General features: G+C 64.2%; 9 protein-coding genes. 1 reads left to right on the top strand and 8 read right to left on the bottom strand.

Annotated features, from left to right (window positions below; translation table 11 throughout):
• Positions 1-12: 12 nt before the first annotated feature.
• From GM910_RS12280 to GM910_RS12245, 8 genes are all read right to left on the bottom strand, one after another.
• Positions 13-1584, bottom strand: coding sequence for an ABC transporter substrate-binding protein (locus tag GM910_RS12280; protein WP_159587842.1), 1572 nt, complete (start codon positions 1582-1584; stop codon positions 13-15).
• A 61-nt stretch (positions 1585-1645) separates the two neighbouring features.
• A complete protein-coding gene (locus GM910_RS12275; RefSeq protein WP_159587841.1) occupies positions 1646-2734 on the bottom strand; it encodes an S-methyl thiohydantoin desulfurase family protein in 1089 nt (362 codons plus the stop codon).
• A complete protein-coding gene (locus GM910_RS12270) occupies positions 2731-3849 on the bottom strand; it encodes an S-methyl thiohydantoin desulfurase family protein (protein ID WP_159587840.1) in 1119 nt (372 codons plus the stop codon). Before GM910_RS12270 ends, GM910_RS12275 begins: the two co-directional genes overlap by 4 nt.
• Entirely contained in the window at positions 3842-5398 is a 1557-nt protein-coding gene (locus tag GM910_RS12265) for a hydantoinase/oxoprolinase N-terminal domain-containing protein (protein WP_159587839.1), read from the bottom strand. Before GM910_RS12265 ends, GM910_RS12270 begins: the two co-directional genes overlap by 8 nt.
• Before the next feature lie 29 nt (positions 5399-5427).
• Entirely contained in the window at positions 5428-7107 is a 1680-nt protein-coding gene (locus tag GM910_RS12260; RefSeq protein ID WP_159587838.1) for a dipeptide ABC transporter ATP-binding protein, read from the bottom strand.
• Between the two features lie 2 nt (positions 7108-7109).
• Complete coding sequence (locus tag GM910_RS12255; protein ID WP_159587837.1) at positions 7110-7985, bottom strand: ABC transporter permease; 876 nt, start codon at positions 7983-7985, stop codon at positions 7110-7112.
• On the bottom strand, positions 7985-9013 hold the full coding sequence (locus tag GM910_RS12250; RefSeq protein ID WP_159587836.1) for an ABC transporter permease: 1029 nt from the start codon (positions 9011-9013) through the stop codon (positions 7985-7987). Before GM910_RS12250 ends, GM910_RS12255 begins: the two co-directional genes overlap by 1 nt.
• 130 nt (positions 9014-9143) lie before the next feature.
• A complete protein-coding gene (locus GM910_RS12245; protein ID WP_159587835.1) occupies positions 9144-10940 on the bottom strand; it encodes a helix-turn-helix transcriptional regulator in 1797 nt (598 codons plus the stop codon).
• 545 nt (positions 10941-11485) lie between these two features.
• Between GM910_RS12245 and katG the strand changes: the two genes are divergently transcribed.
• Positions 11486-13678 (top strand): catalase/peroxidase HPI, encoded by a 2193-nt coding sequence (katG, locus tag GM910_RS12240; RefSeq protein ID WP_159587834.1) that lies wholly within the window; start codon positions 11486-11488, stop codon positions 13676-13678.
• Position 13679: the final 1 nt, after the last annotated feature.

Below are 13679 nucleotides of genomic sequence, written 5' to 3'. Positions count from 1 at the left end.
GATCTTCTCCAGCTACCCCTCGCACTTCCACCACATGCGCGAGAAGTCGTAGTCCCAGCTCTGCATAGGCACTTCCGCATAGCCCTGCAGGCAGGAATGGGCGGCCATGCGCTTGAGCTGCGACAGCAGCGGGATCTCGGCCATCGTCTCGTGCATGTGTGCCTGGATATCCTTGTAGAGCTTGTTGCGCTCGGCCTCGTCGACCGTCTCGCGCGACTTGTCGATGAGCGAGTCGATCTCGGGATCCTTGACCCACGACATCGAGGACCAGGTGCCGGCGGCACGCGAGTGGTACTGCACGAAGAACACCGAGTCGGGTGACGGATAGGTCGGGCCGTAGAAGACCTGGGAGGTGTGCGGGGTCGTCTCGATCGACGTGGCAAGCTCGGTGATGCGGTTCCAAGGTTCCGGCTGGAGGTCGACGGCGAAACCAATCGATTCCAGCGTCGACTTGAACAGCAGGCCGATCTCTTCCTCGAACGGCGTATTGGCGACGTAGGCGTGGCTGATCCGGATCGGCTGTTGGCCTGCATATTTCGACTTTGCGACCTCCTCGGACGCCTTCTCAAGGCTGAATTCCGGCGAAGGCAGGTCGTCGAGATGGGCTTCCGCGAAGAGCGGCGACAGGACGCCCTTCATCTCGCCGCCCGGATAGATCACCTCGCGGATCGTCGCGTAGTCCATCGCATAGGCGAGGGCGCGGCGGATGTGGACGTCGTCGGTCGGCGCGAGCTGGTTGTTGACCTTGAGGTAGAAGCCGGTCGCCGTCGAGGCCTCGATCAGCTTGTAGTTGTCGAGCTTCTCGATCGCCTCGTAGGTCTCGCTGCTCTGATACTGCGACGACATGCCGAGTTCGCCGCGCTGCGCGAGCGCGCGCACCGTCGCCTCGTCGCGCGTCACGACAAAGCGAAGCTCGTCGATCGGGCGCTCGTTCGGCCAGCCGGCGTGGTAGCCGTCGTACCGCTGCAGGATCATTTCGGCGCCGCGCGTCCAGCCGGACAAGTTGTAGGGGCCCGCGCCAGCGCTGTTCTCAGCGAGGAAGTCCTCGCCCCATTCGCCGTCCTTGGCCGAGACGACGTCGGAGTTGACCACCAGGATCAGCGGCGTGATCGAGATGAAGGGCGCATAGACGCGATCGATCTTGATCTCGATCGTGCTGTCGTCGATCGCCTTGATGTTGTCCGGCTGGACAAGATCGGAGAAAAGATAGGCAGGGCCCTCGTTGAGCGCGAGCAGGCGCTGCATGGTGTAGACCACGTCCTTGGCTTCAACCGGACTGCCGTCCTGGAATGTCGCGCCTTCCTTGAGCTTGAAGGTATAGGTCTGGCTGTCGTCGGAAACCTCCCAGCTTTCGGCAAGCTGCGGCACAACCTCGCCCTCGCTGGTGACGGTGGTGAGGCCGTCATAGAGGTTCACCGCGGCCATATACTCGGTATAGTCGGTCACCTTTGCCGGATCGACGGTGCCGAAGATCTGGACGACGTTGACCACGAGCGAAAGCTTGTCCTGGGCGATGGCCGGGGCTGTCAACGCGGTGGTCGCGGCCAGCGCGGCCGCGGCGAGTGCATGTTTGATTATTTTCATTTTAGGTTCCTCTTCTCTGGTTCCAGCACGGTTTCACGTCCTTCTCAGCGGGACATTTGGCTCAGCGGGACATCTGGCGCAGCGGCACGTAGTCGTGCTCGTAGCCGAAGTAGCGGGGCCCAACGAGTTCAAGCCCCTCGGGTGTCACCCACTGAGGATCGCAGGCAAGGCCGATCATGGTGACGGCCAGCCCGTAGCGAAGCTGTTCGGTGGTCACGGGCAGGCCTCCGTCGGCGTCGAGCGCGCAAATCAGGTCCGGCGTCACCGCCAGCAGTTCGTCCGCCTCGTCGCGGCAGATCAGGAACTCGTTCTGGAACTCGACCGCGAAGGTCCGCCCCTCGTTCCCGTCCATGCCCTTGAAGACCGCCTTGCCGCGCGCGAAACCGCCGACGGTGCGGCGGTCGATGTCGACCACACGGCCGGTGAAGAGCCGCTTGCCGTCCAGCCGCTTCACCAGGGCCTCCGCGGGATTGCGGCTCGCCTTGCGTTCCGCGGCCATGATCTCGCCGATCTCCTTTATCAGCGACATGGAGCCGTGCAGAATCCCGCGCTTCACCTCCGCTCCACTCATCGGATAGAGTGCGACCAGCGCCGCACCGCCCATCTCGACGGTCTGGCAGCGGGCGAGCCGCTCCGTCCAGCGGTTGGAGATGGCGTTGATCACCGAACTGTTGCCCTTATCGTCCGCCAGCACCATCGGCGTGGCTGAAATGCCGTGGATGGTCAGCGTCACCATCTGCAGTTCGGGAAAGGCGCGGCCCATGCCGTCGCCATCGATCAGCGGCAGGCCGGTGGCGGCCGCCACCGCGTACGGAATGGTGGAGTTCAGCCCGCCGGCTTCGATGCAGATCAGTGCGTCGGCCTTGCGGCCGAGAAAGATCTCTAGCTGGGCCAGCGCCTCGCGCGCCTCATGCCCGTTGGGCAGCTTTTCGACCATGACCGTGGGAGCGCCCATCATGCAGACGGGGATGCACAGCGCGTCATCGGCCAGATCGTCGGCCGGAATGACCGTGACCGGTCCATGCTGCGCGATCACCTGCTTGGCCATCAGCTTGCCAATGTACGGATCGCCGCCGCCCCCCGTGCCGAGGAAGGCCCCGCCGAGTGCAATGGCGTCCATATCGTCCGCCGCTACGGTGAATGACGTCATGCCGCCCCTCCCTCGCTGCCGGTGCTCATGGGTTGGAAAACGAGATCGTCGAAGCCGAAGCCTTTGGGCCCCACGACCTCCAGCGCCTCCGGGCTGCGTAGCAGCGGGTGGCAGGGAATCGCCAGCACCGCCACGCGCTGTCCGTAGCGCAACATCTCGGTCGAGATCGCCTCGCCGCTGTCTGCGTCAAGGATCACGATCAGGTCGGGCACGATCACCTCGACCTCGCCGTTGCGCGAGAAGATCAGAAACTCGTTCTGGATGTGGACCGAGGCCTCGTCGCCGTCGTAAGCGTCGAACCCCTTGATGATCGCCTCGCCGCGCACGAAGCCGCCTGCGAGATGCCGCTTCAGGTCGGTGATCTTGCCCCGGAAGACGACCCTTCCGTCCTCGCTCTCGCAGATCGCCTCGACCGGATCGTGATGCGCACGACGCGCCTCAAGCACCGCATTCCCGAGCGAGATTGCCTTGGAGTAAGAGTGCGGGATCGCGAAGCGCTTGATGAACTCGCCCGACATTGGCGCGCTGGCCAGCGTCGAGGCACCGCCTTGGGCGACGACGCAGGCGCGCGCCATGCGCTCGTGCCAGAGTTCCGAGATCGCGTGGTCGAAGATTACGACGTTGCCGTGCGGGTCGCACATCACGCTCGGCGTCGAACGGTGGCCGTAGATGGCGTAACTCGTCATCTGCATCTCGGGGAAGGCGCGTCCCATGCCGTCGCAGTCGACGACCGGCAGACCCGCCATCGCCGCCGCGATCAGCGGTTCCATCGAGTTCTGGCCGCCGATCTCCTCACAGGCGATCGCGTCGACCTTTATGCCGAGCCGCTCCTCTAGCGCGCGCACGCAGCGCAGGCCCTCGCGGCCCTCCTTGATGCGCTCATGCGAAACCAGCGGCGCACCGATGCCGCCCATTGCCACCACGCGCGCGTCGTCCGGTACGCTCTGGAGCGGGAGGATCTCCATCACATGGCCTTCGCGCAGTGCCTGCCGCACCCTGAGCTTGCCGATGTAGGGATTTCCGCCGCCACCCGTGCCCAGAATGCCGGAGCCGATCTCCAGCGCCTCGACCATTTCCTCGTCGAGGCGCCATCTTCCCTGTCCGCCATCAAGCATCATAGCCGCCCATCTCTCCGACGACCTTGACGTGGATGCGGGTCGCATTGCCAGGTAGGTAGGCGAGCGGCACGTCCTCGCGCTCGATCGTCTCGACCGTGGCGGCGTCGGCGCCCGAGCGGATCGCCTTCTCGCGGGCCTCATCCTCGGCCTGCTTCAGGCAGATCTCGCGCGTCAGCCCTTTCTCTAGGGAGAAGATGCGATCGACCTCGCCGCTGATCTGGGCGATCGCCGCGCCAACCGCGTTGGCGACGGCGAAGTTCTCCGGACGGATCACCGAGAGATCGCCGATGCGGTCGGGCATCAGGATCGAACCGCCGCCGACCGCAATCACCGGGATCGGCTCCGGCGATAGGCGGGTGCGCTCGATCGCGCGCTCCAGCATGCGGGTCATCTCGTTGCGTGCGGAATCGAGAAGATCGCGGTCGAGGCCGGCGACCTTCGAGGCGTCGCCGACCGCAGCCTCGCCACGCGCCACGGCAATGTCCGTCGCCGTCAGCGTGTCGCCGCCGAAGACCAGTGCCTCATTCGTGATGCGATAGCCGACCGATTGCGGTCCGACCGTGGTGGCGCCACCTTTTCGGCGGACCAGCGAGCCTCCGCCGAGGCCGATCGAGAAGACGTCCGGCATGCGGAAGTTGGTGCGCACGCCGCCAATATCCACCACGGTCGCTGCCTGGCGCGGAAATCCGTGCTGGAGCGAGCCGATGTCGGTGGTCGTGCCGCCGATATCGACAACGATGCCGTCGCGCACGCCGGTCAGGAAGGCCGCACCGCGCATGGAGTTGGTTGGGCCCGAGGCGAAGGTCAGCACCGGGAAGCGCTTCACGACTTCGGCCCCCATCAGCGTGCCGTCGTTCTGGGTGATGAAGAACGGGCAATTCAGCCCGGCCGAGCGCAGCGCGCTGGCGAAAGCATCGACAGTACGCGCGCTGAGCTTCAGCAGGCTGGCGTTCATGATCGCCGCGCTCTCGCGCTCGAGAAGTCCGATGCGGCCGATCTCACTCGAAAGGACGACGGCCACATCCGGGCACTTCTTGAGCAGCCGCTCGCGCGCCGCCTCTTCCATCTTGGCGTTGATCGGGCCGAATACCGAGGTAATGGCGGCCGCCTCTATGCGCTTGGCGGTGATGTCGTCGGCAATGCGGTCGATCTCGTCGAGGTCGAGCGGCGCGAGTTCCCGGCCATCGAATTCGTAGCCGCCGTGCACGAGGTAGCCGAGGCCGCCGACCGCTTCGCACAGGTCCTCCGGCCAGTCCACCATCGGCGGCAGGCAGGCCGTCGCCGGCAGGCCGAGCCGGATCGCCGCCACCGGATTGATATGCCGGCGCTCGATGACGGCATTGGTGAAGTGCGTCGTACCGATCATCACGCGTGTGATCTTGGCACGGTCGACCCCCGCCTTCGCGATTGCCGCCTCCATCGCCTCCAGCACGCCGGAGGTGACATCCTCCGTGGTGGCTGCCTTCACGCCGGATAGCACGTTGCGACCCTGCATGATCACCGCGTCGGTGTTGGTGCCGCCGACATCGATCCCTAGACGATACATTGCTCTGGTCCTGCCTTTCTGGTCGGGTCTCAGGCCGCGGTGTCGACGAGATAGCGCCTGCGCTCCTCGTCGCTCACGCGGGGTTTGCGGGCTTCCTCCTCGTCGCTGATCACCGGCACGGCGGCGATCAGGGCGCGGGTATAGGGGTGCTGCGGGTTCTCGAAGACCTCGCGCGGCTCGCCGGCTTCGACAATTTCGCCGCGCAGCATGATGGCGATGCGGCTGCAGAAGTTCCGCATCAGCGACAGGTCGTGCGAGATGAAGAGATAGGTGAGGCCGAGTTCCTCGCGCAGCCTGGTCAGGAGCGCGATCACGTTCTGCTGCACCGAGACGTCGAGCGCAGAGGTCGGTTCGTCGAGAACGATGATCTCGGGTCCGGCCGCCAGCGCCCGCGCGATAGCGACCCGCTGCTTCTGGCCGCCGGACAGTTCGTGCGGATATTTGCCGACATAGTTCGCCGGCAGGTCTACCTGCCGCAGCAACTCGACGATCCTCTCATCGCGTGCCTTGCCTCGCATGCCGGCGAAGGCGAGCGGCACGCGCAGCGTCTGCCCGACCGTGCGCTTCGGGTTCAGCGAGGTTCCCGGATTCTGGTAGACGATCTGGATCTTGCGGCGGAAGGGATCGCTGCCGCGCTCGTCTTCCACCGGTTTGCCGTCGACGGCGATGGCGCCCTCGGTGGCACCGATCAGCCCGATGATCATTCGCGCCACGGTGGTCTTGCCCGAGCCGGATTCGCCGGCCAGCCCGAACACCTCGCCTCGTCGCACCGATAGCGAAACGTCCGCGACCGCCACATGCCGCGACCCCTTGCTGAACAGCCGCTTCTGCTCGAAAATCTTGGTGACGCCGCGCATCTCGACGATGGGATCGGCCTCGGCGGGCTTCTGGTCCGCCACCTTGTCGCCGTAGAGCGGCGGGATCGCGTGGATGAGCTGGCGCGTATATGCCTGCCGAGGCCTGGAGAAGATCTCGCCGAGGGCCCCGTGCTCCACGATCTCGCCGTGCCGCATCACATACACGTCGTCAGCCATCTGGCGCACCACGCCCAGATTGTGCGTGATCATCAGCAGCGACAGGCCGCTGTCGGAGACCAGCCTGTTGATCAGCTTCATGATCTCGTCTTGCGTCGTTACGTCCAGCGCGGTGCCCGGCTCGTCGGCGATCAAAAGGTCGGGCTGGTGCAGGAGCGAGAGCGCGATCAGGACGCGCTGGCGCATCCCGCCGGAAAGCTGTGGCGGATAGGCTTCCACGATGCGCCGTGGATCGTCGAGCTGAACTCTGCGCAACACCTCGAAGATGCGCTCGCGCCGCTCTGCGGCGGTGCTCTGCCGACCGAGCCGCCGATCGGCGTAATACATCACGTCGTTGAGATGCCGGCCGATCCGGAACACCGGATTGAACGAGGACAGGGGGTCCTGCATGATGACCGAAAAGGCGGTGCCTTTCAGGCGGTCGCGGTGCGCGCGCGGCATCGCGAGCACGTCCTCGCCCCTGAAGCGGATCTCGCCGCTCTCCACGTCGGCGCTGCGCGGTAGCGTGCCGAGGATCGCCTTGCTCGTCACAGACTTGCCCGAGCCCGTCTCGCCGATCAGTGCGACACGACCGCCTTGCGGGATGGACAACGCCACGTCCTTGAGCACGTGGTGGCGCCGCCCGTAGGTGAGGAAGGCGACATTGAGGCCGGTGATGCTGAGGAGGTCGCTCACGGCTAGACCTCCACGTCGAACATGTCGCGCAGGCCGTCACCCAGCAGGTTGAAGCCGAGCGTGGCGTAGAAGATCGCGAATCCGGGCGCGAGAACGCCCCACCACATCTCAGGCAGGAACTGCCGTCCGTCCGCCACCATCGAGCCGAGATCCGGCGTGGGCGGCTTCACGCCGAGACCGAGGAAGGAGAGGGTCGCGCCGAACAGGATGACGAAGGCGGCGTCCAGGGTCGTCTTGACCGAGATGACTGAGATGCAGTTGGGCAGGATCTCGCGCGTCAGCACGTGCCAGTGGCTGGCGCCGGCGAGCCTCGATGCCTCGACGAAGTCTTCCGCGGCGACAGACTTCGAGACCCGGTAGACGAGGCGGGCGTGCCAGGTCCACCACAAGAGCGTGATGGCGATCATCGCGTTGACGAGGTTGGGTTCCAGCACGTTGCCGACGGCGAGCGCCATCACCAACGGAGGGATCGCCAGCATGACGTTGGTCAGCCCGGTGATCAGCCGCTCGGTCCAGCCGCCGAAATAGCCGGCGAGCAGGCCGAGCGCGGCGCCGAGCGGGACGGCAACGGCCAGCACGCCGACGACGAGCAGGAGCGAAATCCGGAAGCCGTAGATGACGCGGGTGAAGATGTCGCGGCCGACCTTGTCGGTGCCTAGCCAGTAGGTAAGGTCGGGGGCGGCGTGACGGGCACGGAAATTGACGGCGGCGCCCGCATGTTCGGGATAGGGCGCAAACAGCGGCGCGAAGACGGCAAGGGCCACCACCGAAAGCACCATCAGCGCGCCGATGATTGCGGTCGGGTTCCGCGTGAAGCGGTACCAGGCCATGTAGCGCGGCGTCAGCGCATCCGCCTCGTGCGTGGCTTTGACCACCATCAGCGCGCCTCCTTCAGCCGCAGGCGCGGGTCGAGCACGAGAAGGATGATATCGATCAGGATGTTGGCGACGATGAAGAACAGCCCGGACAAGAGCACCACGCCCATCACCGCGTTCAGGTCCTTCTGGAGGATCGCCGAGAGGCCGTAGGAAGCAAAGCCGCCCCAGGAAAATACCAGCTCGACCACGAAGGCGTTGCCGATTAGAGACGCGAATTCGAGGCCCATGATGGTGAGCGGTGCGATCGAGGAGAGCTTCAGGAGGTAGCGGAAGACGATCACCCGATCCGGCACCCCAAAGGATTGCAGCGTCAGCACGTGGTCGCGGCGCTGGTTCTCGATCATCGCCGAGCGGGTGATGCGTGTGATCTGGCCGATGCCCGACATCGCCAGCGCCAGCGCCGGGAAGAGGATGCGCTGGAAGGCGTCTACGAAGACGTCGAAGCGGCCGTGTGCCAGCGAATCGACGAGCAGCAGGCCAGTCGGGCCGGTCGGCGGCGCAAGCGTGTGGTCGATCCGGCCGATAATGGGCCAGTCGGTCAGGAAGTAGGCGGCGAAGAGCTGGAGCAGGATCGCAAAAAGAAAACTCGGCATGGTGACGCCGACGATCGAGAAGAAGCGCCCCGTATTGTCGATCCAGGTGTTGCGGTAGCGTGCGGTAGTCACGCCGAGCGGAATGGCGATAGCGGCCATCATGATGACAGTCACGATGACCAGTTCCAGCGTGGCGGGAAGCAGCGCCGCGATCTCTGTGGTGACCGGCCGGCCTGAGATCAGTGAGCGTCCGAGGTCGCCATGCAACGCGTTCCAGACATAGGTCGCGTACTGCTCCATCAGCGGGCGGTCGAGCCCCATCGCCTGACGCATCGCGCCGACCTGTTCCTGCGAGGCGCTGGGGCCAAGCGCGATCCGCGCAGGGTCGCCCGGTACGACACGGGCAAGGACGAAGATCATCAGCGACAGGACGAACAAGACGCCGACAAAGCCGACGATCCGCTTGGTGAACGTATAGAGGTAGTTCTCCTGCATCCGACGCCGATTCCCCGATGCGCCGCGCCTTCGATGGGCGCGATCTTTCGTCAGCATATCTTGGGAGCGGCCGGCCCCGCGCTTCAATGCGTCAGAAGTCTAGGTTTCACCAATTCCGGTATAGGTTTTCTCAAAGCCAGCCGAGCGAACGCGCGCCCGCCGCCGCTTCTCCACGCTTCCGGCAACCCATCTTTCGGTAGATGTTGGTCAGGTGAAACTTCACCGTCACCTCCGACAGCCGGAGCTGGCGCGCGACGAACTTGTTGGTGGCGCCTTCCGCCACGAGCCGCAGCACGCGCAGTTCCTGCCGGGTGAGGGGCGTGCGCTCGGTTTCGCGGCGTTGCGTGAAAGCGTGCAGCTTGCGCACTGTGGCGCGCCTTTCGGCGGAGGAGAACACGTGGGCGGCAATGCGCTTGTCGTCCAGCAGCGCATCGACCAGCGCGATGTCGCCAAGCAGATGCGTGATGATGCCGATCCGCGCGATGTCTTCCAGTAGTTCCGAAAACAGATGGCGCGCCCGTGTGACATCGCGATGCATCCGAGCGAGATAGGCCGCCCAAAGGCGTAGCCTGCCGCGCTCGCGCTCGCCTATGTTTTCGTTGCGCAGCAGCGCCCCGACCTGGTCGCGCAGGATCGGCCGCCGCGGCAGGTGCTGGATCAGATGGCGCAGCCACGCCATCGTCAGTTCGATCTCGATCGGATCGACGAGTCGCGACAGCGCCTCTTCCGCGCTTTCCACCCATGTGAGATTGATGCGCGACTGCACGGCCACAAGCCGGTCGGACGCCGACTGCCAGCGGTTGGCCGTCTGCAGTATGTCGACCTCGCGCATGGTGATGGCGAGGTTGAAGCGTCGCGAGCGCCATTCCTGCACGCGCCATTTATCCAAGAAGCTGAGCGCTGCGCCAAGTCCGACCTGGTGGCTCACCACCTGGCTGCAATAGACCAGCGCCAGTTCGACCACGGTCGGCCAGATCTCGCCATAAGCGAACTTGTCGAACTCCTCGGCGACGAAGCGGACCAGGTTCTCCGGCTCGCCCCTCTCGTACGCGACGACGGCGTCGAGCAGGTTGAGCAGCCTCCTGTCGGCCGGGGTGTCGAAGCGCACATGGTCGAGCGCTGCACGGGCCTGGGATGACCAGCGTTCGGCCTCGCCCAGCATGCCGCGCCGGAGCGAAAAGACGACCCGGTGAAGTTCGATGTAGAAGACGAGCAGATGCGCTCCCGCCTCGCGATAGTGATGGTGCGCGCGCTTGGCAATCTCTTCCGCCTCGTCCAACTCCTGCCGTTGCAGGCAGACTGCGAGCATGGAGTTGTAGAAGCCGCCGCGATGCAAATGCTCGTCGATCGGGAATTCCGCCAGCATATCAAACAGCAGTTCGCGCAACTCGTTCGAGACGACGTGGTCCTCGTAGATCGCCATGACGAAGCGGAATTCGCGCACGGCCAGCGAATAGCGGCCGGGCCGGCGTATCACAGTCTCCAGGTTCAGCATGTCGCTGCCGTATCGCTGCACCATAAGGAAGCGCGCCCGAGGGATGTTGCCAGCCTTCAGCGCGTGCATGGAAAGCGCCAAGGTAAGCACCTCCTCGGTATCCACGACCTCCTGCGGGAAGCGGTTCAGCACGTCGAGGCAAGCATCGTTGCCGTGATAGTGAATGAAATAGACGCCGCCGCTTTCTCTGAAGAGGGAGATGGCGCGCTCGAAATCACCGCTATCCTGCGCCGCACGGATCTTGGCGACGGGGTCAGCCGCAGGCCTGTTCAAAGCTATGGCCGCGCTGCCGCCCGCCGCGACGCGCAAGAGGTTCGAAACGTCCGCGGAGACAAGACGGAGTTCGCGTCCGCTCGCCTGGTAGCGAAGCGTGCTGGGGAGCCTGGAGGCCAGCCTTGCCGCTGAAGTGCGCTCCCTGTTTGACACCGTCATCGCCGGTTCGCCGCCTTCTTCGACGGCTTCGCACAGGCGCCTAAGAAGTTCCCGCTCGTTTTTCGGGAGCAGCTTAATCAGATCGGCGATTAGGCTCGAAACGACGTGGCGCATGGCCGACGATATAACGCTGCCATGCGGCCCGCGCAAAACTTTGGATTCAGCGTGCGGTCGAGGCCGATCAGCGGCAGTTTTGTCGGCGTTGTCAGGTTTGTCATAATGTCAGCTTATCGTTGCGATCAGCAAATCCAACTTAAATTAATGAAGCGGCTTTGGTACGATCTCGAATAGGGAGTTAAGATACTCAATGTCACGACAGTCTCACGCAGCGCCATCCGGCGGCGCAGATCGCCGATGTTCAGACCATTCAGGACATGGGCGCATCCGGCTCGATCTTGTTTCAGGACCGCCATCCGCCGGGAAGACCTCGACAATAGGGACGTTCCACTCTGGCGCCTCGTCATCATGCTGTAGGCAGTCTTTGTCCTCGGACCAGTTCAAACAACGCAGCCACGAAATCAACGTAGCCACGATCGGAGAGAAAAATGGACGCTAAGGTAGAGAAAAAGGGTATGTGCCCGGTCGCGCACGGAGCCACGAATGTGGGTATGCGGTCGAATCGTGACTGGTGGCCGAACCAGTTGAACCTCAAGATTCTCCATCAGAACTCCTCCCTGTCCGATCCCATGGGCGAGGCGTTCAACTATACCGAGGAGTTCAAGAAGCTCGACCTGGAAGCCCTGAAGACGGATATTCACGCGCTGATGACCGATAGCCAAGAGTGGTGGCCCGCCGACTTCGGGCACTATGGGCCGCTGCTCATCCGCATGGCATGGCACAGCGCGGGCACCTACCGCACTGGCGACGGCCGCGGCGGCGGCGGCACGGGGCAGCAGCGCTTTGCGCCGCTAAACGCCTGGCCGGACAATGTGAACCTCGACAAGGCGCGCCGGCTGCTCTGGCCGATCAAGCAGAAATACGGCAACCGGATCTCCTGGGCCGACCTCATGATCCTTGCAGGCAACGTCGCTCTGGAATCCATGGGCTTCAAGACCTTTGGTTTCGCCGGTGGCCGCGCGGACGTTTGGGAACCGGAGGAAGATATCTATTGGGGGGTCGAGGACGTTTGGCTTGACGACAAGCGCTACAGCGGTGACCGCGAACTGGAAAATCCGCTCGCCGCCGTGCAGATGGGGCTGATCTATGTGAACCCGGAGGGGCCGAACGGTAATCCGGATCCGCTCCTTGCCGCCAAGGACATCCGCGAGACGTTTGCCCGAATGGCCATGAACGACGAGGAAACCGTCGCGCTCATCGCCGGCGGTCACACTTTCGGCAAGACCCATGGCGCTGGCGATGCTTCCCTTGTCGGACCCGATCCGGAAGCCGCCGGCCTCGCAGAGCAAGGGCTCGGCTGGAAGAGCAGCTTTGGCAGCGGCAAGGGCGATGACACGATCGGCGGCGGCCCGGAAGTCACCTGGACCACGACGCCGACGAAGTGGAGCAACAACTTCTTCGAGAACCTCTTCGGTTTCGAATGGGAGCTGACGGAGAGCCCAGCCGGCGCGAAGCAGTGGGTGGCGAAGGATGCTCCCGAATCGATCCCCTATGCGCATGATCCGTCCAAACGCCGCAAGCCGACCATGCTGACCACGGACCTCTCCCTGCGCTTCGACCCGATCTACAGTCCGATTTCGCGGCGCTTCTACGAAAACCCGGACGAGTTCGCCGATGCCTTCGCCCGCGCCTGGTTCAAGCTGACCCACCGCGACATGGGCCCCAAGGTTCGCTATCTCGGCCCCGAGGTCCCGTCTGAAGATCTGATCTGGCAGGATCCGATTCCGGCTGTCGACCATGAGTTGATCGATGCCGCGGACGTCGCTGATCTCAAGGCCAGGATCCTTGAAACCGGTCTCATCGTCTCCGAGCTCGTCTCCATCGCGTGGGCCTCGGCGGCCACCTTCCGCGGCTCCGACAATCGCGGCGGCGCAAACGGCGCACGTATCAGGCTCGCCCCTGCAAAGGATTGGGAAGTCAACCAGCCGGAACAGCTGGCGAAGGTCCTTGCCGTGCTCGAAGGCATCCAGAAGGACTTCAATTCCGCGCAGATCGGCGGCAAGAAGGTCTCGCTTGCCGACCTGATCGTGCTGGCCGGCTCCGCCGGCATCGAAAAGGCGGCGAAGGCCGCTGGGCAGGATATCGAAGTTCCCTTTGCGCCGGGCCGTATGGACGCGAGCCAGGAAGAGACCGATATAGACTCCTACAATGCGCTTGAGCCGGTCGCGGACGGGTTCCGCAACTACCTGAAGACCAGGTTCACCATCCCAGCCGAAGAGTTGCTGATCGACAAGGCGCAGCTTCTGACGCTGACCGCACCGGAGATGACGGTTCTCGTCGGCGGCCTGCGCGTCCTGGGGGCGAACCATGGTCAGTCCAGGCATGGTGTCTTCACCAAGCGGCCGGAGACGCTGACCAACGACTTCTTCGTCAACCTGCTCGACATGGGCACGGAATGGAAGGCTGTTTCGGAAGATGAGGAAGAGTTCGAAGGCCGTGATCGCAAGACTGGCGAACTGAAGTGGACCGGCACCCGTGTCGATCTCGTCTTCGGTTCGAACTCCCAGCTTCGGGCGCTGGCGGAAGTCTATGCTCAGGACGACGCGCAGCAGAAGTTCGTGCGAGACTTCGTTGCGGCCTGGACCAAGGTGATGAACGCTGACCGCTTCGACCTTGCCTGAA

It is taken from the genome of Chelativorans xinjiangensis (assembly GCF_009812055.1).
GTDB classification, from domain to species: domain Bacteria; phylum Pseudomonadota; class Alphaproteobacteria; order Rhizobiales; family Rhizobiaceae; genus Chelativorans; species Chelativorans xinjiangense.
The sequence above is the reverse complement of the archived record's forward strand: the minus strand, read 5'-3'. Positions and strand labels throughout refer to the sequence as shown.

Excerpts from the sequence above, each read along its gene's own strand:
- GM910_RS12280 (WP_159587842.1), bottom strand. The coding sequence starts at position 1,584 with ATGAAAATAATCAAACATGCACTCGCCGCGGCCGCGCTGGCCGCGACC.
- GM910_RS12275 (WP_159587841.1), bottom strand. The coding sequence starts at position 2,734 with ATGACGTCATTCACCGTAGCGGCGGACGATATGGACGCCATTGCACTC.
- GM910_RS12270 (WP_159587840.1), bottom strand. The coding sequence starts at position 3,849 with ATGCTTGATGGCGGACAGGGAAGATGGCGCCTCGACGAGGAAATGGTC.
- GM910_RS12265 (WP_159587839.1), bottom strand. The coding sequence starts at position 5,398 with ATGTATCGTCTAGGGATCGATGTCGGCGGCACCAACACCGACGCGGTG.
- GM910_RS12255 (WP_159587837.1), bottom strand. The coding sequence starts at position 7,985 with ATGGTGGTCAAAGCCACGCACGAGGCGGATGCGCTGACGCCGCGCTAC.
- GM910_RS12250 (WP_159587836.1), bottom strand. The coding sequence starts at position 9,013 with ATGCAGGAGAACTACCTCTATACGTTCACCAAGCGGATCGTCGGCTTT.
- GM910_RS12245 (WP_159587835.1), bottom strand. The coding sequence starts at position 10,940 with ATGACGGTGTCAAACAGGGAGCGCACTTCAGCGGCAAGGCTGGCCTCC.
- katG (WP_159587834.1), top strand. The coding sequence starts at position 11,486 with ATGGACGCTAAGGTAGAGAAAAAGGGTATGTGCCCGGTCGCGCACGGA.